This window comes from Acinetobacter haemolyticus (assembly GCF_900406815.1).
Lineage (GTDB): Bacteria > Pseudomonadota > Gammaproteobacteria > Pseudomonadales > Moraxellaceae > Acinetobacter > Acinetobacter haemolyticus_A.
Genome location: NZ_OVCN01000017.1, coordinates 1 through 24585 on the forward strand (window position 1 = coordinate 1; position 24585 = coordinate 24585).

The following is a 24585-nucleotide window of genomic DNA, read 5'->3' on the forward strand; positions in this document are numbered from 1 at the left end:
CACAAGTTGTTCTTCTATTCTCTTAATGATCTTCTCGATGATTCGTCATCATCAAGCTAGGTCGGCTATATTACTCTCAATCTCTTAAAAGTCAACAGGTAATTTAGATATTTTTAAAACTTATCAACCAAATCAAAAATCTAACCACTAAAGCCAAACCTTTGTTTATCAACAAGTTTTTATCTGCATCACCGCCGATGGATGTGCATTCTACAGCATTCACAACCCAACACAACCCCTTTTCTTATTATTTCCTTTCGCATGGTTCTTTTTTCTACAAAAAAGGCGAGTTTGTCTATTTTATCCACGAAAATATGCACTTTTTATCGTTCTAAATAAAAAAAGACGCCCTTTGGGGCATCTTTTTCCATTTCTTTAATTGATCAATGCGTTTAACTGCGAACGACATTGAGGAAATACAGGTGTCGCTCATATTGATCAATGATGTCTTGAATCAAATCTTCCTGCGTCCAATCCATCACATCATAATTTTGACCGCCTTCCCTTAGAAAAACTTCCGCCTGAAAGTATTCACGATCTTCATCCTCAGCCTCACCCTGTCCCAACATGAAACTAGGAGGCGTGGTTTGATGCGAGAAAACCGTATATTCAAAATTAATTTCCTGATGGTGATCCACACGTAAGCGTAAGCCTTGTTCGGTTGCATCAATACTGACTTGTAATTTACGGCGCTTAAATTCAGCTTGTACTGCTTCAAAAGCTTTTCTTACTTGTGTCGCAATATATTGCTTCACTTCATCCTCAGTATGCGGGTAATGCATGATCAAGCCTAAACGTTGCTGCCAACTGCGCGGATTGTTCATCGCTCGTGGCGTGGTACGCGCCTCAGTCAACATTTTAGCTTTGGTCGCATCAAGGTTTAATGCTTTCAGTAATCCCCAACTCATCAGCAACATGATTAACGCAAATGGTAGTGCACTCACTAACATTGATGCTTGTAAGGTTGATAACCCCCCAACCAATAGCAAACAGATCGTTAGGGTGGCAATCATTATCACCCAAAACACTCTTTGCCATGCGGGCGTTTCCTCATTTTTGGCAGTTAAGTAGTTCACCACTAATGCGCCCGAATCGGCTGAAGTCACGAAGAAGAGTAAAACCAGTATCGCGGCCAACAAACTCATGACACCAGAAAATGGCAAATGATTTAAAAACTCAAAAAGAGCAACTGATGAATCTTTTTGCACCATTTCCATCAATGCAATATTGTTTTCTTGCATGATGCTAAATAACGCGGCATTGCCCCAGAATCCCATCCATACGATCGTAAAACCTGTAGGAATAAGAATGACGCCCAAAATGAATTCTCGAATCGTGCGTCCACGGGATACGCGCGCAATAAACATCCCTACAAATGGCGACCAAGCAATCCACCATGACCAATAAAATACAGTCCAGCCTCCAATCCAGCCTGTTGATTCATAAGCCTGGAGATTGAACGTCATCACAAATAAATTGGAAAGGTACTGTCCAGTATTCTCAACTGTGGTACGCAATAAATGTAATGTGGGTCCAACTAAAAAAACAAACGTGACCAAAACTACTGCAAGGATTAAATTCAGTTCAGATAAACGCTTTACACCCTTTTCTAGGCCAGCAAATACCGATAACGCTGCCAAAATACTGACAAAAATAATCAGCATAATTTGTGTTGAGGTGCTTTGCTCAAAACCAACCAAATAGTTTAAGCCTGCATTGACCTGTAATACGCCAAAACCTAATGAGGTCGCAACACCAAAAATTGTACCGACGGTAGCAAAGGTATCAATTGCATCCCCCCAACGTCCATAAATGCGCTTACCAATAATCGGATATAAGGCTGAACGAGTTTTAAGGGGTAAATTATGACGATAAGCAAAATATGCCAGCGACAAACCTACTAGCGCATAGACAGCCCATGCATGCACCCCCCAGTGAAAGAAGGTAATTCGCACGGCTTCTTTGGCTGCTTGAACCGTCTCAGGATCACTACCCGGTGGGGTTACATAATGCATAACAGGTTCAGCTACCCCAAAGAACATGAGACCAACACCCATCCCTGCGGTAAACAGCATCGCAAACCAAGAACCTTTACTATAATCTGGCTGGCTATGATCTGGACCTAATTTAATATTCCCACTGGCTGAGCAGGCGATATAAACCAAAAGCACCAGAAAAATCGCCACACATAAGATATAGAACCAACTAAAAGAATCGGTGATCCACTGTTTTGCTTGGGCAGATAAACTCTCAAAAATATCAGGGGTAAAGATTGCAAATGAAAGGAATACGGAAATAATCAATACCGTGCTAAAGAAAACATTTCGGTTGACGTTAGACAACCAAGATGATGTTTTGGAATGCATATTTTCTCCATACTATTCTAATCGCTATTGCGTCGCTTCGGCACACTAGAAGACGGAAAGTGAATAATTAAAAAACGTCTAAACTATAAAAAAACTCATCAGAGTTTATAAAAGGAATCATCAAGACTGTGGCTACACAAATGATAACTTTCCAATAAAAAACCATAATATTGGTTATTTTTAGGGTAACAAAAAATGTACTGAATACCTAATTATCAAACACTTTGCTCACCAATACACTACACATTACTGCATAAGGAAAAATTGAAAGTTATATTTAATCTGTCGCTAAAAAAGCAATGATCATTTTCGCTAATTCTTGTTGAAGTCGTTGTTCTTCAATTAAAAATGTGTTTTTGCTGGCATAGCGCATCATGGTAAATAAAGTGCTATTAATAATGACAAAAGATTTATGTTTTAATGTTTCAAAGTCCCAATAAGGATAGTAACGTCCAAACAAATACATCCCTATTTCCAAGAAATGTTGCTCTAAAACTTGTGCTGCTTCGGAATCACTATAAGCATGCCAGTTCTTTAAAATTTCAATAAAAAAGCCTTGATCAGATTTTAAAGTCTGAAACCCAAAAGCAATACTTAATGTGATGATCTCTTGAATAGAAGCTTGTTCTTGCACCCTCACCAACTGTTTCAAGGCTTGTCCTAAATCCTCACTTTTCCGCAATAGCAACTCAGCGATGATTTGTTCTTTATTCTCAAAATACTGATAAATCGAACCAACGCCCACCCCTGATTTTTCTGAAATTTTGGGTGTTGTCACTTGTAGCACTCCATATTCAGAAATACATTTTTGCGCACCCTCCAAAATACTTTCCACAATCATTTTGGCACGTTGTTGCTGTGGGCGTTTTCTCATGTTCAGCCTCAATCTAAATGCGAATTGAATGCGAATATTTATTCGTATTAAGCTTTGATTAAATAATAATCTGAGGCGTGATGCAATGCTTAACCTAAATAAACCCAAGCGTTTGGCTTCATATGAACAAATGATCAAATCCAATCTCACCAGCAAAGTATTAAGTTATTTCATTAACCAAGATATACAGCCGAATTATGACGAATATCTCGCTCTAAATGCGGCCTTACAAAGTGGCGATGAGCCGATGGATCGAGTGTTGCAGTGGGTACTGCAAAATCCTAAGCAGCACCGTAAATATTTTGAAACTGCTCTGTATGAAGGGCTCGACAAACTTCCCCATGACATCCCAGAACTTAGCCATTTTTTTCATTTGGTTGAACAAAAACCAGTTTGGTATGAACAGCATAAAATTGACGCTGCGATCAAATTCACCTATCGCTTAGGTGTTAACAATGGTTTGATTTTAAGAGATTTATCTTTAATGACAGGTTATATGTATCCGGGATTTAATCAGCCACTGATTTTGACAGGCGCATTAAAAAAACAGGCCGGTACTCGACTTGCCGAAACCACGAAATGGTGGATAGATATTACTGAACCAGATGGCTTTACCCGTTTTGGTCAGGGTTTTACGTCCACGATCTATGTGCGTTTTATTCATTCTTTGGTTCGCCATCACCTACAAAAGTCAGAAAAATGGGATGCTGAGACATGGGGACTTCCAATCAATCAATATGACCAAGCAATGACCAATATTGCGTTTAGTGGCGTGGTTTTACTCGGTATTCGTGCCCTCGGCATTTTTCCGAATAAACAAGAAGTCGATAGTTTTTTACATTTTTGGAAATATGCGGGCTGGTTGATGGGAATTGAGGAGAAATGGCTGGTTGATCAAGAGCGCGATGGCTGGAAACTCATTTATTGGATGCACTTTGCCCACCCGCAATCTGATGCAAGCAGTATTTCGCTCGGCTCTAGCCTTTCCAAAGAACCTTTTGAACGACAATACCGTTATTTACGTACTTTCCAACAGAAACTCGCCTATAGGCAGCATTTAGAAATTACCCAGTTCTTTATTGGCCGTAAAAAAATGAAATCGCTTGGTTTAAATACTCGGCCTGCATCATGGTTTGCCTATTATCTGATACTTCGTAATCTCACCCTTTATACCAGTGCCAAATACATTGCTCCAATAAATCAATTTCTTGAAAGAAATGGGCGGCAGTTACAAAAGACTGGGCTGGCTTTATATCGAAAGCAATCGCAACAACTTGCCAGTATGCATCAATAATAATTGAAAAAGCCCTCAATCAATTGAGGGCTTCATCTTTACATCAACATGTTGATTAGTGGTCAGATGCGCCTGATGCACCAATCCCTGTCATTGAACGAACATACTGTGCATCAAATGCTTTGCGCTCTTTTTCAGCACGTGCTGACTTATCCGTTACAGAGAAGAACCAACAGCAGAAGAATGAGAGTGGCATTGCAAATAATGCTGGACCGTTAAATGGGTTTGGTGCCGTGTCAGAAATACCCAAAGTATCGACCCAAACTGCTTTAGAAAGAATGATGAGGCTGACCGCACCAATCAAACCAACCAAGCCACCAATCACCGCACCACGTGTGGTCAATCCTTTCCAGAACATAGACAACACTAAAATCGGGAAGTTTGCACAACATGCAACAGAGAATGCTAAACCTACCATGAATGCAACGTTTTGTTTTTCGAACAAAATACCGAGCACCATCGCGAAAACAGCTAAACCTAAAGTTGCAATTTTTGACATACGTAATTCAGATGCAGGTGTAGTTTTACCTTTTTTGAATACGTTTGCATAAAGGTCATGAGAAATCGCTGATGCACCTGACAAGGTCAAGCCAGCAACTACCGCTAAAATTGTGGCAAAGGCAACCGCAGAGATAAAGCCCATGAATAAATCGCCACCCACTGCATCACTCAGATGCACCGCAGCCATGTTATTCCCGCCCATTAATTCTAACTTTCCTGTCACTGCCATTTTGGCAACATCAAGGAATTGTGGATTGTTGGCAACGAATAAGATTGCACCAAAACCAATAATGAAAGTTAAAAGATAGAAGTAACCAATGAAACCTGTCGCAACCACAACCGATTTACGTGCTTCTTTGGCATCTTTCACAGTAAAGAAACGCATCAAAATGTGTGGTAAACCAGCTGTACCAAACATTAAAGCAAGACCGAGTGAAACAGCATCAATTGGATTTGCTGTCAATGAACCAGGACTCATAATTCTTAAAGCTTCATTCCAGCTTAATTCATGGGCTTGACCATAGGCTTCAATCGCTTGATTGAACATATTGCTAAAGCTAAATCCAACACCTTTCATTACCATAAAGGCCATAAACGTTGCACCACTCAGCAACATCACAGCTTTAATGATTTGCACCCATGTCGTTGCTAACATCCCACCGAACATGACATATGCCATCATCAGTAAGCCAACGATCACCACCGCAATATTATAGTTCAGACCAAAGAGTAGTTTAATTAACTGACCTGCACCGACCATCTGTGCAATCAGGTAAAATGCAACCACAACCAATGAACTCATCGCTGCAAGGGTACGTACCGGCTTTTCTTCCAAACGGAAAGACACTACATCTGATAGATTATATTTACCTAAATTACGTAAACGCTCAGCAATTAAGAACAATACAATAGGCCAACCGACCATAAATCCGAGTGAGTAAAGTAAACCGTCGAAACCTGACATGAAGACCATGGCAGAAATACCAAGAAACGATGCGGCAGACATATAGTCACCAGCAATCGCTAAACCATTTTGGAAACCGCTAATACCACCACCAGCAGTATAGAAATCATTAGCAGATTGAGTCTGTTTTGCAGCCCATTTGGTAATAAATAGTGTTAAACCAACAAAAATTGCGAACATGATAATCGCATGCCAGTTGGTCGCTTGTTGCTCTGCCGCACCCAAATCAGGTCCTGCAAATGCAATACTTGAACAACAAAAACTTATTATCGCGAAAAGTTTTGCTGTAAATGACATTCCTTTCATCTTAGTGCATCCCTTTTTCATGCGTAATCGCCTCAACTTCCTTGAGTGCTTCTTCGTTTAATTGATCAAGTTTATTATTGGCAATATAGGAATACACACCACATAATAAAAATGACAACACGATGATGCTCAAACCAAGGGGGATACCTACAGTGGTTACTCCTCCACTAAATGAGCTCGCTAAAAATTCTTTGTTGTAGCCAACCAAAAGCATAAAGCCAACATAGATAAACAGCATAATTCCTGTGAGTGTCCAGCTTAGAATGCTTTTCCTTCTCACCATTTCCTTAAATTTTGGATTACGTAGAATCTGGTCTACTTGTGAATCATCCATAACCAACTCCTTATTTTTGTGTCCGACCATGGACCCCTTTTTCTCTACGGGATTCTTCACTATCCAAGTTAGCAAGTTTATGATGATGCCGTAACTTAGACTTTGGTCGCTACAAACGCATTCATACGCATCTTCAAGCCCGTGCTTCGGGTATGATAAAAAATGGAATTTGATCACGTGAGCAATATGAACAGTTGGCTTATTCTTGGCGTACTCGCACTTTATATTGCGCTGTTATTTGGTTGTGCTTTTTTTGGAGAAAAACACGCCAGTCGACTTAGTGCGCGTGGTCGAATGCTGCTGTTCAGTCTAACCTTAGGGGTATATTGTTCATCGTGGACATTTTATGGGGCAACTGGCGCAGCTGTTCGCGAAGGCATCCTGTTTCTGCCTATTTATCTGGGCCCATTATTATTTATTTGGTTTGGTTACGATATTTGGAAACGTTTAGGACGCATCCGACAGTACCATTCCATTTCATCCATCGCTGATTTCATTGCCGCTCGCTACGGCAAAAGTGGTCGTTTGGCAGCCTTAGTGACGATATTGGCTGTGATCGCTATCGTGCCTTATCTGGCACTTCAACTGCATGCGATTGCATTAAGTGCGGCAGTGATTTTAGAACAAAATTCACAAATTCATACCACGACCAACAGTGTCCTGATGCTCACAGCGCTGTTAGCCATTTTGGCAATGATTTTCGGCACACGTCATATTGCAAATACTGAACAACACGGCGGCTTGATGCTTGCCGTCGCGTTCGAATCTTTTGTCAAACTGTTTGCTTTACTCGGCGTTGCGGGATTTTTCTTGTTGCAATCCCCTGAAAATATTAAACAAGTAAGCCATGATGTATCGCAGCATTTTTATAATGTACAGCAACTTGGTGTTCCTGACACTTTTTGGGTTCAAACTTTACTTGCTGCACTTGCCATGATTTGCCTACCACGCCAATTCCATGTTGCGGTGGTTGAACTTCGTGATGAAAAACATATTCATGGTGCACGACTCTGGTTCGCCGCTTATTTGATTTTAACGACCCTTGCAATCATACCAATCGCAAGCTGGGCCTTACACGCACTTCCTGAATCACTCGGCACATCAGATATTGCAGTTTTAGCATTGCCACTGAGCTATCAGCAAGATTGGCTGGCTCTTTTAGCGTTCTTGGGTGGTTTTTCTGCATCGACAGGGATGTTATTGGTCGCGTCAGTTGCACTTTCAATCATGCTAAGTAACGATTTGATTATGCCTGCACTTTGGCATTTCAAAGTGCTCTCTCGACATGATCCTCAATTACCGAAAGTGCTTAAGCTGACACGTCGTATCAGCATTCTAACAGTCATGTTACTTGGCTTTTTATTTTTTAATTTCTTTAATGATATTAATCAGCTTTCAGTGTTTGGTCTTTTGGCGTTTAGTGCTGTCGCACAATTCGCTCCTGCTCTGATTGGCGGTTTATATTGGCGTGGTGCAAGTCGCCAAGGCGTATATGTTGGACTGATCGTTGGTTTCTTCATGTGGAGCTACACTTTACTCTTCCCCACCTTATTGCGCAGTCTCCCTGAAGATTATCAAAACTTCGCACAGCATATCTTACTGTTTGGGCCATTTGATATTCATAGCCTACGTCCAGAAGCCTTACTCGGATTTGAATCATTTGCGCCATTAACCCATGGTGTACTGTGGTCTTTAGGATTGAATCTTATTTTATATATCTGGGTTTCAAGACTTTATCGCCCAAGTATTGCCGAGCAAATTCAAGCCGAAAGCTTCTTTTATTATGAAACCAAGCCAGTAGCTTCTACTCACTCAACGGTGGATCTCAACGACTTACATCAAAACGCAGCTCGACTCAAAGTTGGTGATTTATTGGCTCTCGCTAAACGAATTACTGGAGAGCGACCAACCAACCAAGCCTTCCAACAGTTCTGCGAGCAGAACCATATTGTTTTAAATGAAAATCATATCGCCAATGGCATGTGGTGGCGGTTCACTGAACAGTATCTTGCTGGCATTATTGGAGCTGCTTCTGCTCGAACTTTGTTGACCACGGCGCTCATCAATAATGGTTTGGCCTTGGGACAAGTGGCTAATATTTTGGATCAAGCCTCACAATGGCAACGTTTTAATCAAAACCTGTTGATGACCATGATTGACCACATGACACAAGGTGTGAGCGTGGTTGATAAAAACATGTGTTTGGTCGCTTGGAATAATCAATATTTAACACTATTTGATTATCCTAAAGATCTGGTTTATGTCGGTTGTCCAATTGCCGATTTGATTCGTTATAACGCAGAACGCGGCGAATGCGGTCCTGGTCCTGTTGAGGAACACGTACGTAAGCGTCTTCACTGGATGAAGGTTGGAAGTGCGCATGAATTTGAGCGGATCCGTAAAGATGGTCGAGTCATTCAAATGCGTGGCAATCCAATTAAAGGCGGTGGTTTCGTCACCACCTTTGCAGATATTACAGCATTCCGTACCAATGAAGCAGTACTCGAAGAACGTGTGCATGACCGAACCCAACAGCTTGCAGATGCATTAAAAGAACAGCAATTGGCACTCGAGCAAGCAGATAAAGCCAATCAATCTAAAAGCCGTTTCCTTGCTGCAGCTAGTCATGACTTATTACAACCGATGCACGCTGCACGCTTATTCAGTACGGCATTAGAACAAAGCGTACATTCAATCGAAGACCAACAAACACTGCAACAACTCGATCGCGCCTTATATGGCGCAGAGAGTATGTTGTCTGCATTGCTAGATATTGCACGACTGGAAGGTGGAACGATCCAACCTAAACGACAAGCCTATGCACTGCATGATTTACTTAATGATCTTGAACTACAATTTAAATCCATTGCTGCTCAAAGAAAGATTCAACTTACTGTTCACGACACAAAATTTTGGGTTGATACCGATCCCCAATGGATGCGACGTATTATCCAAAACTTTGTCAGTAATGCGCTTCGCTATACCGCACAAGGTCGTGTGGTGGTGGGTGTTCTACGTTCAGCCCAGCGTCCAAACCATATTCGAATTGGTGTATGGGACACAGGCCCAGGCATTAATGAACAACAACGTATTAAGCTTTTCCAAGAGTTTGAACGCTGTGGACATACGTCCCCTTGGGGAGAACAAGGATTGGGGCTTGGCTTGGCAATCGTCCAGCGTATGACTCATTTATTGGATTTTCCAGTCTATGTTTACTCGGAGTTAGGCAAAGGTTCTTGTTTTATGATCGAGGTGCCTTTGGCTGAAGCCAAAAAACCTCATCTCGCGCCTACACCCAACACTGCTCTACAACATACTGCTTACAAGGTGCTGTGTTTAGACAATGATGAGAACATTTTAGAAGGTATGCGCACGCTGTTAGGTAAATGGGGATATAAGATTTTCACTGCCACCGAACCAGCTGAAGCACTTCAGTTGATTGAACAAGAAGATATCCAAGTCTGGTTGATCGACCAACATTTAAATCATGATCAACTTGGTTTAGATTTTATTGAGCAATATCGACCTACACATGTGCCAGTCGCTTTGATCACCGCAGATTCAGATCCTGAACTACCGCAACGGCTCAAAGAGCAAAATATTGTGCTCCTTCGAAAACCATTAAAACCAGCCGCTTTACGGGCATGGTTATCGGGATTAAAAATTATGCCGATGTAATCACGTGTTTAGATGGGTTTGTTATGACTCATTTTGGGTAAGAGGTTTGTGTGTATTAGCAAAATATTTTGCAACATAGGCGAAAAGCATCAAAATGATCAGATTTGTTAGATGATAAAATGACCAAAGTGCTCAAAGCTTTTTTGACTATGGCAAAAAGATTCACTTACATTACAGAACATTTGTATATTTATTTACAATTTAATATTTATTTGATTTTATTAATAATTAATGTGAAAAAACAACGTATAAGACTTTAGTCGTATTCTACTTGCTTTCTGAATAACGCATAAATTTAGCGAATAAAAGAGGAACCTAGATTCATGTTTTTTGGGTTTCTCCTCATTATTGTCAGAAAGGACATCGAGCATGAATCAGCAGCCCTCATCAGAACTCCGTTCACAACAGTTTCACCGTCAGTACAGTGCCAATGCATTATTACCAGACTTGGACTGGAAAGCCATTTTCGTACAAAATACATTAAACGACGCCCATATACGCGCACTTGACACCCTTTATCAAACGGCAATTCCTCTGGCTCTAAAGGTCTTTAATGAATTGAATTTTGATGTATTCGCTCCTGCTGCGTATCAGCCTCAAGGACTCGGGCTGTTTGAGAAGCTCGCTGAGCAGGAAGAACAGTTCCTAAATATACTAGAAACTGAGTCAGCTCATCTCAATGAAGAAACACGATATCAGATGTGGAGTATGTTATTGCGTGGGGGTGCTGTACTCGTCTTTAAAGCATGGCTTGGTCATGTCAAAGCAGGCGCTAACCAACTTGATCGCACTCAATTTGATGAGCTTTCAGATTTGTTATTCATCAAAACCCGTCCTGAACAATTGGCTCAACATTTAAACGTGCGTAGTGCAGCTGAGTTCGGACATATTTTCTTGATGTATGAAAATGATGTATTCCTAGATCATTTTAATAGCTTAGAAACGGCTGCTTTGTTTGTTGATCTAGGCGTTTATGATGCTGCATTCTTAAGCCTACGTGATGACCGCGTCGCCGAATATCTCAAAGCCAATGGGTATGTCACTCAAGAACAGATTGATGACCTACAATGTGCACTCAATCCGTTGTACTGCGATAGCCTAATGCCAAAACAAGATTGTTTAGCTTAAGATCTAACTAAAGCCACAAGATCGATTGTGGCTTTTATTTGTCTTAAATTTTAAGAAGGGTTCACTTCTAAACGATGTTTGTGAATATTCATAACAACATCACTGAATTCATTTAAGATAAAATTCACCCATAATTTACTGTACCAGTTATATTCTGTAGATAGACGATAATCAATGGTCAGTGTCAATTTTGTAGTTTTATCATCAATCTTTTCAAGCGTGTAGTCCGTGTTCAAAAGATCAAAGTAACGCCCACCCATCTCTAAATGGTCATCTAAAGAACCTTTAGGAAAAGAATCTGAATCAAATTGATAATTCCATGACAATAAATAAGGAGGGTAAGAGGCGGTGACATTTTCCTTAAACTGTATGCCTCGCTCCCACTGTATGGTACGAACGAGCTGATCACCTTGTTGTTCTGTCATACCGAAAATAGGTTTTGGAAAGCCCATGGTAAAAATAAAACTATCTTTTACCTCCTGAGGTTGGATCTGCCCAATATGGTTAATCGCATGAAAAACTTGTGGTGCTGGCGCATGGATGATCATCGAGCGCTGGGTTTGTCCGTATTCTGTACTGCTAAAATCAGGTAATAACAACCATAAAATCAGCGGTAACAGAGCAAAAGAATAGATTTTTGCACTGGGCTTCCAAACATAATGACAAATCAATCGCATTAATCCCGCCCCAAGTAATAAACCAATCAGCAGAATCGGCAATAGCATAATCAGGCAAATAATCCCTTCTCTTAATACGATCACACAAAATGCAATCACCACCACGAAAACCAAGGGCTGAATTTTAAATATCTTAGAGAGAAAAATAGAATTGGGCTGTTTCCGAATCATAAAGTATTCGAATAATGCACCAAGGATGGCAGGAATCACGAGCACCATAATAAAGGACATTAAGTCCTCAGAATAACTACTCAATAGCACCGTCAATCCAATCAGACTTGTAGCCAAAATTAGTGGCAAAATCATTAAAAATGAAGTTCTGAGGGGATAGGCTTTTTCCAATACATAAGGATGCTTCGAAGTTGCCCCGTTCAAGACGATCAAATAATCGTATGGCTCATTCTTAATTTTATGAAACTGATAATCTTGAATACCCGCTTGTGCCAACATCTCATCCAAACTAGCACGCGTCTGGTCTGTCCATTCCTTGAGCTGAATACGAACATAACCATATTGTTGTAATTCTTGAATAATTCTTGTTCTGTGATCTTGAAGATTATACATGCTGGCCTCGATTCTCATCTCAATCAGCTCAATGCAGGTCATTGAGCTGATTGATTCTAACCTAGCTTAAAACTTCATGCTCATGCGCATCCAATAGTTTCGTCCAATATTATTGAACTGTTCACTGGCACCATAACCAAACATCGAAGCACCCGCTTTATTAAGATGCTCGGTATAAGTTTTATCTAGAAGGTTATCAATACCAACCGAAACATCCACTGCCTTGGTTAATTGATAACTACCATTCACTGCTAATGTATTGAACGACTTGCTTTCATTCATATCATAACCCACCACATTCCCTTCATTTAGGCTGATACGATTTTGCTTAGCGACCGCACGCCACAATAGCCCCAAGCTATACTTATCCTCGACATAACGAAGATTAATACGTCCTTCTAAAGGTGCGATTTGTGGCAACGCACGATTATCAGAGGTATTTTTTCCCCAAGCATACATGGTGGATACGTCAGCTTGGATTTGATCATTAAATTGGTAACCTACACCCGCTTCTGCCCCAGCAATCGTTGCATCCACATTACGCGCCAAAGGCTGTCTCTTAGCCGGTGTATTATATTCCAATAGAATAAAGTCTTTGATTAAGCCCGCATAAGCAGAAGCCCAAGTACTCCATGCACCATGTTCTGTTTGAAAACCCACATCTAATTGTGCTGTACGTTCATTTTTGAGGTTGTTTAAGTTATCAAGCATACGATAGGTGGTTTTCCCCATCATATCGGTCGCTCCAACCCCACGATTTGTTGAAGTACTATACAGCTCCCAGAAATCAGGGCTGCGTTCCACATAACCCACACCTGCATAGGTTTTTACGCCATGTTCAGGCACAGCTTTTTCAACACGAATAAAGCCACTTGCCAATGTATCACGGCGATCTTTGCCATTTTTCAAGTTATCAATTTTGACTTGATCAATGCGCGCGCCTGCAACGAGCTTTTGGTCAGAATCAACATTGTAGGTCCACTCGCTAAACCCACCATAAGACTGGAATTTTAAATCTTCAGCATAAGGTGAGTTCATTGATGGCATGGCATACATCACCATGTCCCCCCCATGCTTATTCTGTTGTGTGTCGATTCCTGAAACGACACTAAATTTATTCCAATCAGTTGTTACGGCTAAACGCGTATTTAAGGTTCGACGATCTACACGCATCGACATTTTATTAGGTACAGTCATGTCCATGCCCTGCATTTTCATCGTCGTCATGGGTGGCGTACGCAAGCTAAAATTATCCATGATGTGATCGTTATAACTATAATCCACTTGGGCTTCGATCTTTTTAATCACCTCACTGAGGTTCTTTTGTTCAGCATGTAAACCAAGACTTTCACGTTTAAATTGCGAACCATCCATGCTACGGCCTGCATAGGCTGCTTCACCATCGCCCTTACCCGCACGCAATTCTAGCCATGAATCCTGCGTTGGTTTCCAGCCTAAGGCAAGATCAGCATTCCAACGCTCCCAGTTAGAATGAACACTTTGATCATCACCATCTTTATAGTTGTCGGCTACGGAGCGATTGGCATTCAAACGTGCATATTTTGTCTCATCTCCCATTGCGGCTTCGATATTATGATCTAAACGTCCATAGGACCCTGTCACCACACTCGCCTGCCCACGATAAGGCTGATCTTTGCTGAGACTTTCTGGTTGGCGCTCAAAAATCACGGTGGCAGCAGAACCTGGTGTTGCATACCGCACCGTTTGTGGTCCTTTAATCACCGTAATTTTGTCAAAGCTTTCAGGTTGAATATAAGACGTTGGGGCATCCATACGACTCGGACATGCCCCCAGGTTTTCACTACCATCAACCAACATTTTAATCCGTGAACCAAACATCCCACGGAACGTCACATCACCATTGGTTCCGCCATTTTTAATCGCGTTAAAGCCCATAATACTTTGCAAGTAATCTGCCCCATCTGTTGCTGGCACAGGTTGGATGGGTTTCTTCGGGTCTGCTTGAACGACCAAGCCGTTATTTTGATTGGGTTGTTGTGCGGTCACCACAATCGGTGCAAGCGAAACATGGGCATGTTGAGATGCTGACTGTTGTTCAGGATCTGCCCAAACCATCGTCGTATTTGAGGCAGCAAGAATCGCAACCGTAAGCGGTTGTAATAAAAATTTAGGTTGAGCCATGATTGGTCTCTCTTAAAACATAAGTAAAACTGGGCTAGAGTTATGCAAGCCCTAATAAAATAAAGTTTTAATTTATGCAGAGAGAGGTGGAGCCCGCCCTTGGGGCAATAAGAACAGTCGTTGTAGTGCAAAATAAACATGCTTAAAGGCTTGCTGATAAGCCACTAAACGAACTTGAATCCGAACTAAAACTTCTTTGATCCCCAGTTCAGGTGGCAAGATCAAATTGGCATAGACGGTACAATATTGGCATTGATGATTGGGATCGTGGTGATCATGGTGTGACACTGCTGCTTGAGTCTGATCAAGCTGGTGGCCATGATGCGAGGCGTGTTGCGCATGCTCGTTGTGCACCATTGTGACTTTCGGTAGCAGCAACGCTTGAGTAATCGTTTCACAAACAGGTGCAATCTGATATTGCTTCGGCAGTAATGGCTGCAAAAATACCGCAATCTGTAAACAGATCGCGGCAAATGCAAGCAATAACCCACAGCGAAACAAAGAGAACATCTTCAAATGATTTTTACAGTTTAACGTTTAACTGCAACTTTTTCTTTTTCACGCTGACGAACCACTTTTTCCACCTTTTCACGCGCACGTTGGCGTTTTAATGGTGATAAATAATCAACAAAAAGTTTGCCATTTAAGTGATCCATTTCATGTTGGATACAAACAGCGAGAAGTTCGTCAGCTTCTAACTCAAATGCTTGACCTTCAAGGTTAATTGCTTCGATTTTTACGCGTGACGGACGCTCAACTTTATCGTATATTTGAGGCACAGAGAGACAGCCTTCTTCATAAGGCTGCGTTTCTTCAGTCAGCGGAGTGACTTTGGGGTTAATGAACACCATCGGTTGGTTTTTCTCTTCAGAGAGATCCATAACAATAAGCTGAATATGATGATCAACCTGAGTTGCCGCTAAACCTATACCCGGTGCCTCGTACATGGTTTCAAGCATATCTGCTGCAAGCTGACGAATCTCATCAGTGACTTCTTCGACTGGCTTGGCAATGGTACGAAGGCGGGGATCAGGGAAACTTAGAATAGGTAATAAGGCCATACTGACATCCTCAACTTATGCCGTTGATCAGAAAACCGACTGAAGGGAATGCTTGATCAAAAAAAATTGTGTGTAAAGTCGTTATTATAACGCAACTACATACATAATTTTTAGGAATTATGATAATGAAAAAGGTTTTAAACGGCATACAATCATTTCATGCCTTGGGGTTAAAAAAACAACTGATTGCCGCTGCAATATGTGCAGGACTAGGCATGAGTGTCAATCTTGCACATGCTGCAAGTCCGAACGTTAGTCCACCCTCAGTAAAAGTGGGTGCACCACACGTTTATGTGGTAAAAAAAGGCGATACGCTTTGGGACATTTCAGGTAAGTTTTTAAGCAAGCCTTGGCGTTGGCCTGAGATCTGGGCAAGCAATAAGCACGTTAAAAACCCGCATTGGATCTATCCAGGCGACCGCTTACTACTTTGTAGCTTGAACGGTAAACCATTGGTAGGCAAAGATGAAGGTGATGGCTGTGCGGGTATTATTCGCCGTTATACAGGCAATACCTCGACATTACGCCCACAGGTGCGTGTCGAAGCACTCAACAATAGCATCCCAGTTATTCCACTGGCGCATATTCAACAATGGCTAGAGCGTACTTCAGTTCTTCCAGCTGATGCAATTGCGCATACACCTTATATCTTGGGTACAGCCGATCAACGTGTACTCGCTGGTAAAGGTCAACGTGTTTATGTTCGCGGTAACGGTATTGAAAATGGTCAACGCTATGGCGTATTCCGTGAAGGTGAACCGTACACCATTCTTGATGAACATGGCAAAAAGCAGGTTCTTGGCGTTGAATTGACCCAAGTCGCTTCTGGTGTTGCCATTAGCACTGAAAAGGATATTACTACTGTTGAGTTAACCGATAGTTATAACGGTGAAGTGCGTCGTGGTGATCGTGTCATGCCTGAACAAGATGCCATGTTACCGACATTGTTCTATCCTACCGATGCGAATCAAGTCACTGATGGCGGTAAAATCATCCGTGTTATGGGTTCAATTGGTACAGCTGCGAAAAATGGTGTAGTCACTGTCGATCGTGGCACAGTGGATGGGATTGAAATCGGACAAGTGTTCAATGCTTATCAAGACGGCGAGACAGTTAAAGATCCTAAGACCAAAGAAAATGTCAAACTACCTGGACAGTATGTCGGCAGTGTGATGATCTTTAAGAGTTTTGAGCGTATCAGCTATGCGTATGTGCTTGAAAGTGAGTTACCAATAAAAATGGGCTCAAGTATCAAACCACCTCGTTTAGATAATTAAGTAGATGCCGTATGTTGAACCAATTATTACCTCACCATTACTCTACCGTGCTGGTGTGGTATTTGGTTCAACATTCTCTTTCTAGTTTTCAAAAAATTATCGACTATTTTGGTGATTGCGAACAGGCCACCCAAACTGAGCGCTTCCCTGAATGGCAACAACTAGGTTTACATGCCAATCATTTAAAACGTTTAGCTGAATTTCAAACTTCTGAAGGACAACAACAATTTGCGCAGTTGGTCAAACTGATTTGCCAACATAGTGATTTTATTCTAACGCCCCACGATATTGGCTATCCAACACAACTGCTGCCTTATTCAGACCGTCCTCCGATACTGTTTGGACAAGGGCATCCACACGCCTTATTGCAACCACAGATCGCTATGGTGGGAAGCCGTAAACCGAGTCCACATGGACGACAAGTCGCTTATGATTTTGCGTATTATTTAAGTGAAAAAGGTTTTTATATTAGTAGTGGTCTAGCCCATGGTATTGATCATGCTGCACATCAAGGTGGATTGGCCCATCAACGTACCATTGCTGTTGTAGGGACTGGATTAGACCGTGTCTATCCGACTCAGCATCTACAGCTAGCCCAGCAAATTGTACAGTCGGGCGCAGTCGTCTCTGAGTTCCTCCCCTCTACCCTGCCTTTACAACAACATTTTCCTCGTCGAAATCGTATCGTCAGTGGTTTAAGTCTTGGTGTAGTTGTAGTTGAAGCCGCCATCAAAAGTGGTTCTCTCATTACTGCCAATCAAGCGGCTAGCCAAGGAAAAATGGTGTTTGCGATTCCTGGGCATATCTATAGTGAACACCATCAAGGCTGTCACCAACTGATTCGAGAAGGCGCAATTTTAGTCGATCATCCTGATCAAGTAATTGAGGACTTAGCCTTACCTACCCAATGGCAATCCGAACAGCAACCCTCAAAAAAATCCTCAACCACCACCCCAAGTCTTCCCTCACACTTAGTTGGACTCTACCAATGTCTAGATTGGGTCGGACAAGACATAGACCAATTGACGCAACAACAGCAAAGTAATATTGCCGAGCTTACCTCTCAACTTATGGAACTCGAATTATTAGGTTTATGTGTACAACAAGGCGGACGCTATTTACGTTGTCGCCCAATGCTTTAAACTAAGCTTTGTCTCCTTCTTTTTCGTACACATAACATGATTACATCCTCTGTTGCCGATGCAGCCCAACTTTTAAAACAAGGACAAGTACTCGCTTATCCCACTGAAGCCGTTTGGGGGCTAGGTTGTGATCCATTCAATGAACAGGCCTTTCAAAATATCCTTGAATTCAAGCATCGTCCGATTGAAAAAGGCGTGATTTTATTAGCAGGTTGTATCGAACAAGTTGAACATTTATTACAAGACCTTGAACCTGCGATTCGGCATCAAGTAATTAATAGTTGGTCAAATCGTCATGAAACAGAGCGCGCAACGACATGGCTATTGCCTGCAGCCCAGCACATTCCGACATGGATCAAAGGACAGCACCCGTTAGTAGCCGTGCGCGTCACCACACATCCATTATGTGTCGAACTTTGTGAACATTTTGATGGATTTATTGTGTCCACTAGCGCCAATCCCGCGGGGTTAGCACCTGCCCGCAGCTTAGAGGAAACACAAAATTACTTTGGTCATTCATTGCATTACTTAGCAGGAAATCTAGGGCTGAGCCAAGAACCGAGTCGAATACTCAACGCTTTAACAGGTGAAATTATTCGCGCGTAACCCAGACAAAAAAAAGCTCAGTTATATAGGGATAACTGAGCATAAAAAGGATGTGTATAATCACATCCAGAGGGTTCAAAAATTCGGTCAGCAAATTAAAAAATGTATCAATTTGCTTCGGTGTTTATTATGGCGGAATCAACTCATTTATACAAATATATTATTCCCCTAACAAAAAATGTGAAAAGCATACCATTTTTGTCACCTTTGGACTTTCAATAAAATTATATTTTTATTTTTATTGAGCTTTTTTTTGATGATAATTTTAGCTGTTCTTTAAAATATGCTTGTAATATCAAATAGAAAGAATCGTCTTCATAGCAAAAAAATTGCGCGTTTGTCTATTTTTTATACAAACACGCATTTTATATACATCTTATGAAGTCGACTTTAGCTCGTGCGATGAAAAATTTACAGTCTTTTTCTGCGCCATAATGATCCCCACCAAGATCATAAAACCACCAATGCTATGATAAATTGTCCAGCTTTCCGCCAACCAAAAACTCGCAATAATTGCTGTAAACACAGGCATGAGATTCATAAAAATACTGGTTCGATTTGGCCCAATGGCCTGAACAGCCAACATCCATAGTAAAGGTGCGATTAGGGATGGAAAGACGCCTGCATAAATTACACTTGCTGCATTTTCAGCATTGATCCAGTCGAGCCCAAACCAAAGTAAAAATGGCAGGTGGTACAACAGTGCAAATCCGATTTGAATATAAAGACTGGTCATGAGTGGCAATTTTAATTGCCATTTTTTTAGAAACACACCGTAAAAAGCATAAAACCCGACTGCAAGTACCATCACGGCATCTCCCCAATGCCCACCCTGCATAAATAAGCTGGAAATATGCCCTTGCCACATGACGTACAGCAATCCAGCAAATGACAGCATACTTCCCAAAATCGCAAATCGATTTGGGCGGTCTTTTAAAATCAGATATGAGATAAAAATGGTAAAGATAGGAACGAAAGCATTGACGATTCCCATATTGGTGGCAGTGGTATAGTGCGCTGCTGCATAAGATAAGCCTTGATATAACACCATACCAAAAGCACTTAATACTGCTAATTTTGGAATAAGTGGGCGAATCAAAGCGCGTTGCTGCCAGATTTTTGGCAACATAAACGGCGTTAATATTAGGAATGCCACAAACCAGCGATAAAAACTAATACTGACAGGTGAAATATAATCCGCAACATAACGAGTCACTGCAATATTCAGCGACCAAATTAAGACCGCAATCAATGGCAATATAAATGCCCATTTCTGATATTTGGATATCTGAACCATCAACAGTCTCACCCTATTTCAATCATGCAAATATTGTGAGAGATGTCTAAAATAATTGAAATATCGTATATCAGACATTTATATCGCACTTTAGACATCGTTTATTCGAATAATTCCCAAGTGCGCATCGCATGTTCAACCACTTTGTGTAATTGGGTAACCGTTGCACCATCCCGTGCTTGCATCGTCAGACCTTGTAGCACCGTCGTATAGAAATCAGCCATTTCTGTTAAAGGGGTAGTTACTGCTAGGTCACCATCGACAACCCCTTGCTGTAAGCGTTCTAGCAATCTTTGCTTGGTTTTTAAACGCTTTTCTAAAATATTATGCTGAATTTGTTGTGCATTATCCGAACAATTAATGGTCGCCACCACCAACATACATCCTGTTGGTTTATCAGGCTGTGCTAAACGTTGCACATTGTCATAAAGATAAAGTTCGAATGCCACTTTCGCAGTCTTTGCTTCTAAGAAGATCGCTTCTATGGGACAGGCTTCATGCGCCAAATAATAATCAATGCACTTATAAAAAAGCCCAGCTTTATCACCGAAACTACTATATAAACTTGGTGCCGTCAGCTCCAATGCTTGTGTTAGGTCACTGACTGAAGTGGCTTCATAACCATGTTCCCAAAACAACAACATTGCCTTTTCTAAAGCCTGCTGTTCATCAAAGCACTTCGGACGCCCACGCTTTTTTTTGAGCGTGTCATCACTCGGTGTTAGTCGGGATTCATCTGCATGAGTCATGGTTATCACAAATATTTTTATAACGATCACTATTAAATTAATTGACGTCATCACTTTTATCAACTATTTTATTTTTTAACGATCGTTATAAAAATTTAATCTTTGTCAATTTTATTGTTATCTCTATAACAACAAAGGAAATTATCATGGAACAAACATCTCCTACAGACATACGTCCCATTGAGTCAAGTCCTTCTCAAGGGAATTGGTTTGCTCTGTTGTCTGTCACATTGAGTGCTTTTGCTTTAGTGACTGGTGAATTTCTTGCTGTCGGTGTACTCAATGAAATCGCACGTGATTTTCAAGTGTCTGTTGGAACAGCAGGTTTAACCGTTTCGCTAACCGCCATCGTTGGAATGTTTGCCGCAGTACTGATTCCCATATCGGCCAAAACACTGGATCGTCGTACATTGTTGCTGCTGTTAACCCTGTTGATGATTTTGGCAAATTTCATTACAGCCCTTGCATCCAATTTTGTCTTGTTACTGTTTGGACGCATTATTTTAGGGATTGCCATTGGTGGCTTTTGGGCAACAGCAGTTGCACTTAGTGGTCGTTTAGCTCCACCGCATTTACCGATTGCCAAAGCCACAGCTTGGGTCGCTTTTGGGGTTACCTTAGCAAGTGTACTCGGTGTACCAATGGGAACTTGGTTGGCTCAGTATAATGGATGGCGCACCTCTTTTACCGTCATTTCACTTATGGGAATCCTGCTTTTTATCTTCCAATACCTCTATCTGCCACAATTAAAACCGTCTTCCTCATTACGCTGGAAAGAACTCCCGATCCTTTTGCAACATACTGCTGCTCGTAAAGGACTGATTATTTTTATCTTTATGGGATTTGCACACTTTGCGGTTTATAGTTATTTTTCTGCCTTTTTCAAACATCAGATTGACTTCTCTGACGGGCTGATTAGCCGCTTACTTCTGGTTTATGGAATTGCAGGGATTTTTGGCAATATCTTTGCGGGTTATCTTGGACAAATCAATATTCGCTATACTTTTGCAGTCAGTGGTTTTGCCTTCTTTTTGGCATTTCTAAGCCTGCCAATGTTTGGCGCCCATATCATGACCGCCATTGTGTTGACTGCCTTATGGGGCTTCGCTTATGGCATCATACCGACAGCAGTCAATATCTGGATGTTTACGCACGCGCCAGAAGCAGTAGAAAAAGGCATGCCAATAGTAACATTGACCTTTTTGATTTTAATTGCCTTAGGCAGTATGTTTGGCGGAATGATTGTCGATCACTTTAACGGCACGATCTTATTCTTTGCCATGCTTCCGCTGGTACTTTGCTCTCTAGTATTGATTTTCACTTTAGCACGCGGTTTAAATAATCCTCAACTCAGCTGTGAAAATGAATAGAGGTGTTTCCCATGAAGTATGATGTGGCTGAACAATTACCCTTTTTACATGGTATCGAAGTCTATGAATTTCTTTATCAAAAAGACGATATTGTTAGTCCCCATTCTTCACTTTGGGGAGACTTTAATTTCAGCCTCAATGGAACGTTAGAATTTGATATTGAAGGGAAGTATTACCTTTCTCCACCTAGTTATGGACTATGGTTACCACCCCATACTGAACATCAATCTTTGCCCGTTGAACATGAGATTCATTATATCTGTATTCGACTGCACCCTAAATTCGGGCAATTTTTAGGAAATAACTGTCGTTGTTTTAGTATCCAGCCCTTTTTCCGTGCTCTGGTCATTCAAATCCTCGAACAACAAAAGCAGGCTTGCCCACCAGAATATTTAGAACATTTATTACAAGTTTTGTTCGATCAACTCAAACAAGCTCCCACGTATTCACATTATCTTCCGCAAAGTAGCCATCCTATTTTATCACCGATCTTGGAAAAGCTGGCTGATCCTGAATCGTTTCATTTGAGTTTGCAGCAAGTTCTCACTCCTTTTAGTGTGAGTGAACGGCATGTACTGCGCCTGAGCCAGCAAGAGTTACAACTCACACTCTCTGAATGGCGCAATCGAGCAAAAATTATTTTTGCAATTAATCAAATCCGCGAAGGGATGACCATCAAACAATTGGCTTTTGCACTCGGCTATCATCATAGTTCAAGTTTCATTGAATTTTTTAAACGCTATACTGGCCAAACCCCCATTCAACTTAAAAATGCAACGCTTTAAAGCTGCACCTTTTTCAGCATATTTTGTATGTATTCATATCAATAGCATTGCACTCTAAAAGATTAGCAGTTAAAACAGGCAAGTGATTTCACAACAACAAATGAGGATGCCCTCCATGAGCCAATCGGTTTATCACATTCCAGTTAAAGATATTAAAGGTCAAGAAGTTGATCTAGAACAATATAAAGGCAAAGTTTTACTTCTGGTAAATGTTGCCTCAAAATGTGGATTAACCCCTCAATACGAAGGTCTGGAAAAACTATATCAAGCTAAAAAAGACCAAGGCTTAGAAATTTTAGGCTTCCCTGCCAATAACTTTTTAGAGCAAGAACCAGGTTCAAATGAAGAAATCGAGCAATTTTGTTCACTCAACTATGATGTGCATTTCCCACTTTTCGCCAAAATTTCAGTGGCGGGTGATGATAAGCATCCCCTCTATCAAACATTGACCCAAGCAATTCCTGAACGTATCGGTGAAGGGCCATGGTGGAAAGACCTTGTAGATTATGGTTTAACACCAAATAATCCACCTGAAGTGCTTTGGAATTTTGAAAAATTCCTCGTCAATAAAAATGGTGAAATCGTTGCACGCTTTGCACCTGATATCACTGCAGATGACGAGCGCATCGTGACTGCGATTGAAGCTGAATTGGCGAAATAGTTTTATCCTCATTGAGAAGAATAGTCTTATTCTTCTCATGTTTCAGTCTTAACTCATCTGTATGGGCGTATTGCATCAGAATGTTAACGAATTGCAAAAATCACATTTTTCTTCACACTTTATGATTATAGTGACGTTCTTTTAAGATTTTCATGAAGTTCTGTCATGCTTAAACACGGTTCTATCTCAACAATTCTCTCCGCAACGGCAATCATTAGCACGTTAGCGCTGGTCGGTTGTGATCAATCTCCTCAAAATAATGAACAGTCTCAGCAACTCACTGAGCTAGAACAAAATATTCCTTCGGCTACCGAGCAAGACGCTCTATCCAATATTGCTGGCAACCAAAATCTAAGTCACGGCAATATGTTTAATATCGTCCGTGATGTTGCTCAATTACAACTCAAAACAGATGACTACACAGCATTACTGCAAAGTTCACAGAACCAACTTGAGCAGGCGATTCAAAATCAAAATGTTCAACAACTCAAAGAAAGTGCTGCAAAGCTTAAACAAGAACTTCATGCCTTACATGATGTTTTGTTATCGTTACAACTTAAAAGCACTGAGGTGGATCAAATCCGTCAAAGTTTGCTGAGTGCGAATCAACAATTACTTAATTTGCCCCTTTTACATGGTCAGCAAGACATTAGCCAATTGGATTTTGAAAAGATCGCAGCGCAATTTAATAAAATTCAGCTCGATATGCTGAAACTTGCCACCCTTGTTTTAGGTAATCCAGCCTCAGAAGCAGACCCTTCAAACTAATCCCATAGATTTTGTGTTTT

The 24585-nt window shown here is 41.1% G+C and carries 20 protein-coding genes; 10 read left to right on the top strand and 10 right to left on the bottom strand.

Going from position 1 to position 24585, the window contains the following annotated elements; all coding sequences use genetic code 11:
- Positions 1–392 precede the first annotated feature (392 nt).
- Together DK207_RS12225 and DK207_RS12230 are read right to left on the bottom strand one after the other, a co-directional pair.
- Entirely contained in the window at positions 393–2366 is a 1974-nt protein-coding gene (locus DK207_RS12225; RefSeq protein WP_109441428.1) for a BCCT family transporter, read from the bottom strand.
- 277 nt (positions 2367–2643) lie between these two features.
- On the bottom strand, positions 2644–3240 hold the full coding sequence (locus tag DK207_RS12230) for a TetR/AcrR family transcriptional regulator (protein ID WP_109441429.1): 597 nt from the start codon (positions 3238–3240) through the stop codon (positions 2644–2646).
- A gap of 85 nt (positions 3241–3325) precedes the next feature.
- On the opposite strand from DK207_RS12230, the gene DK207_RS12235 reads away from it, so the two are divergent.
- Positions 3326–4534: an oxygenase MpaB family protein gene (locus DK207_RS12235; protein ID WP_109441430.1), complete on the top strand. Its 1209-nt coding sequence runs from the start codon at positions 3326–3328 to the stop codon at positions 4532–4534.
- A gap of 55 nt (positions 4535–4589) precedes the next feature.
- On the opposite strand, the gene DK207_RS12240 is transcribed toward DK207_RS12235, so the two are convergent.
- Both DK207_RS12240 and DK207_RS12245 read right to left on the bottom strand, forming a co-directional pair.
- A complete protein-coding gene (locus tag DK207_RS12240; protein ID WP_109441431.1) occupies positions 4590–6305 on the bottom strand; it encodes a cation acetate symporter in 1716 nt (571 codons plus the stop codon).
- A gap of 1 nt (position 6306) precedes the next feature.
- Positions 6307–6639 carry a DUF485 domain-containing protein gene (locus DK207_RS12245; protein ID WP_109441432.1) on the bottom strand — a complete coding sequence of 111 codons (333 nt, stop codon included), beginning with the start codon at positions 6637–6639 and terminating at the stop codon, positions 6307–6309.
- Positions 6640–6825: 186 nt separating this feature from the next.
- On the opposite strand from DK207_RS12245, the gene DK207_RS12250 reads away from it, so the two are divergent.
- A complete protein-coding gene (locus DK207_RS12250) occupies positions 6826–10317 on the top strand; it encodes a PAS domain-containing hybrid sensor histidine kinase/response regulator (RefSeq protein WP_162540232.1) in 3492 nt (1163 codons plus the stop codon).
- A gap of 369 nt (positions 10318–10686) precedes the next feature.
- Positions 10687–11445 (top strand): hypothetical protein, encoded by a 759-nt coding sequence (locus tag DK207_RS12255; RefSeq protein WP_109441434.1) that lies wholly within the window; start codon positions 10687–10689, stop codon positions 11443–11445.
- 50 nt (positions 11446–11495) lie between these two features.
- Here DK207_RS12255 and DK207_RS12260 read toward each other — a convergent pair whose 3' ends face one another.
- From DK207_RS12260 to def, 4 genes are all read right to left on the bottom strand, one after another.
- Entirely contained in the window at positions 11496–12686 is a 1191-nt protein-coding gene (locus DK207_RS12260; protein WP_109441435.1) for a hypothetical protein, read from the bottom strand.
- 66 nt (positions 12687–12752) lie between these two features.
- Entirely contained in the window at positions 12753–14849 is a 2097-nt protein-coding gene (locus DK207_RS12265; RefSeq protein WP_109441436.1) for a TonB-dependent copper receptor, read from the bottom strand.
- A gap of 72 nt (positions 14850–14921) precedes the next feature.
- Positions 14922–15359, bottom strand: a complete 438-nt coding sequence (locus tag DK207_RS12270; RefSeq protein ID WP_109441437.1) for a DUF2946 family protein — start codon at positions 15357–15359, stop codon at positions 14922–14924.
- Between the two features lie 20 nt (positions 15360–15379).
- The gene (gene def, locus DK207_RS12275) at positions 15380–15910 is read right to left on the bottom strand and encodes a peptide deformylase (RefSeq protein WP_004637502.1); all 531 of its coding nucleotides are present in this window, start codon (positions 15908–15910) and stop codon (positions 15380–15382) included.
- 125 nt (positions 15911–16035) lie between these two features.
- Here def and DK207_RS12280 point away from each other — a divergent pair, with 125 nt between their 5' ends.
- Genes DK207_RS12280 through DK207_RS12290 form a run of 3 tightly spaced genes read left to right on the top strand, consistent with a single transcriptional unit; the run spans position 16036 to position 18935 of the window.
- Entirely contained in the window at positions 16036–17187 is a 1152-nt protein-coding gene (locus DK207_RS12280) for a LysM peptidoglycan-binding domain-containing protein (RefSeq protein ID WP_109441438.1), read from the top strand.
- A gap of 11 nt (positions 17188–17198) precedes the next feature.
- A complete protein-coding gene (gene dprA, locus DK207_RS12285; protein WP_109441439.1) occupies positions 17199–18329 on the top strand; it encodes a DNA-processing protein DprA in 1131 nt (376 codons plus the stop codon).
- 36 nt (positions 18330–18365) lie between these two features.
- A complete protein-coding gene (locus DK207_RS12290; RefSeq protein ID WP_109441440.1) occupies positions 18366–18935 on the top strand; it encodes a Sua5/YciO/YrdC/YwlC family protein in 570 nt (189 codons plus the stop codon).
- Positions 18936–19311: 376 nt separating this feature from the next.
- Here DK207_RS12290 and DK207_RS12295 read toward each other — a convergent pair whose 3' ends face one another.
- Positions 19312–20232 carry a DMT family transporter gene (locus DK207_RS12295; RefSeq protein ID WP_109441441.1) on the bottom strand — a complete coding sequence of 307 codons (921 nt, stop codon included), beginning with the start codon at positions 20230–20232 and terminating at the stop codon, positions 19312–19314.
- A 101-nt stretch (positions 20233–20333) separates the two neighbouring features.
- Complete coding sequence (locus DK207_RS12300) at positions 20334–20990, bottom strand: TetR/AcrR family transcriptional regulator (RefSeq protein ID WP_416224681.1); 657 nt, start codon at positions 20988–20990, stop codon at positions 20334–20336.
- 137 nt (positions 20991–21127) lie between these two features.
- Between DK207_RS12300 and DK207_RS12305 the strand changes: the two genes are divergently transcribed.
- The 4 genes from DK207_RS12305 to DK207_RS12320 all read left to right on the top strand — a co-directional run bounded on the left by DK207_RS12305 (position 21128) and on the right by DK207_RS12320 (position 24565).
- A complete protein-coding gene (locus DK207_RS12305; protein ID WP_109441443.1) occupies positions 21128–22351 on the top strand; it encodes an MFS transporter in 1224 nt (407 codons plus the stop codon).
- Between the two features lie 11 nt (positions 22352–22362).
- The gene (locus tag DK207_RS12310) at positions 22363–23136 is read left to right on the top strand and encodes an AraC family transcriptional regulator (RefSeq protein ID WP_109441444.1); all 774 of its coding nucleotides are present in this window, start codon (positions 22363–22365) and stop codon (positions 23134–23136) included.
- Between the two features lie 115 nt (positions 23137–23251).
- Positions 23252–23797, top strand: a complete 546-nt coding sequence (locus DK207_RS12315) for a glutathione peroxidase (protein WP_109441445.1) — start codon at positions 23252–23254, stop codon at positions 23795–23797.
- Positions 23798–23962: 165 nt separating this feature from the next.
- Entirely contained in the window at positions 23963–24565 is a 603-nt protein-coding gene (locus DK207_RS12320; protein ID WP_109441446.1) for a hypothetical protein, read from the top strand.
- The last annotated feature ends 20 nt before the right edge of the window (positions 24566–24585 follow it).

Coding starts and splice junctions, on each gene's coding strand:
- DK207_RS12225 (WP_109441428.1), bottom strand. CDS start 2,366: ATGCATTCCAAAACATCATCTTGGTTGTCTAACGTCAACCGAAATGTT.
- DK207_RS12230 (WP_109441429.1), bottom strand. CDS start 3,240: ATGAGAAAACGCCCACAGCAACAACGTGCCAAAATGATTGTGGAAAGT.
- DK207_RS12235 (WP_109441430.1), top strand. CDS start 3,326: ATGCTTAACCTAAATAAACCCAAGCGTTTGGCTTCATATGAACAAATG.
- DK207_RS12240 (WP_109441431.1), bottom strand. CDS start 6,305: ATGAAAGGAATGTCATTTACAGCAAAACTTTTCGCGATAATAAGTTTT.
- DK207_RS12245 (WP_109441432.1), bottom strand. CDS start 6,639: ATGGATGATTCACAAGTAGACCAGATTCTACGTAATCCAAAATTTAAG.
- DK207_RS12250 (WP_162540232.1), top strand. CDS start 6,826: ATGAACAGTTGGCTTATTCTTGGCGTACTCGCACTTTATATTGCGCTG.
- DK207_RS12255 (WP_109441434.1), top strand. CDS start 10,687: ATGAATCAGCAGCCCTCATCAGAACTCCGTTCACAACAGTTTCACCGT.
- DK207_RS12260 (WP_109441435.1), bottom strand. CDS start 12,686: ATGTATAATCTTCAAGATCACAGAACAAGAATTATTCAAGAATTACAA.
- DK207_RS12265 (WP_109441436.1), bottom strand. CDS start 14,849: ATGGCTCAACCTAAATTTTTATTACAACCGCTTACGGTTGCGATTCTT.
- DK207_RS12270 (WP_109441437.1), bottom strand. CDS start 15,359: ATGTTCTCTTTGTTTCGCTGTGGGTTATTGCTTGCATTTGCCGCGATC.
- def (WP_004637502.1), bottom strand. CDS start 15,910: ATGGCCTTATTACCTATTCTAAGTTTCCCTGATCCCCGCCTTCGTACC.
- DK207_RS12280 (WP_109441438.1), top strand. CDS start 16,036: ATGAAAAAGGTTTTAAACGGCATACAATCATTTCATGCCTTGGGGTTA.
- dprA (WP_109441439.1), top strand. CDS start 17,199: ATGTTGAACCAATTATTACCTCACCATTACTCTACCGTGCTGGTGTGG.
- DK207_RS12290 (WP_109441440.1), top strand. CDS start 18,366: ATGATTACATCCTCTGTTGCCGATGCAGCCCAACTTTTAAAACAAGGA.
- DK207_RS12295 (WP_109441441.1), bottom strand. CDS start 20,232: ATGGTTCAGATATCCAAATATCAGAAATGGGCATTTATATTGCCATTG.
- DK207_RS12305 (WP_109441443.1), top strand. CDS start 21,128: ATGGAACAAACATCTCCTACAGACATACGTCCCATTGAGTCAAGTCCT.
- DK207_RS12310 (WP_109441444.1), top strand. CDS start 22,363: ATGAAGTATGATGTGGCTGAACAATTACCCTTTTTACATGGTATCGAA.
- DK207_RS12315 (WP_109441445.1), top strand. CDS start 23,252: ATGAGCCAATCGGTTTATCACATTCCAGTTAAAGATATTAAAGGTCAA.
- DK207_RS12320 (WP_109441446.1), top strand. CDS start 23,963: ATGCTTAAACACGGTTCTATCTCAACAATTCTCTCCGCAACGGCAATC.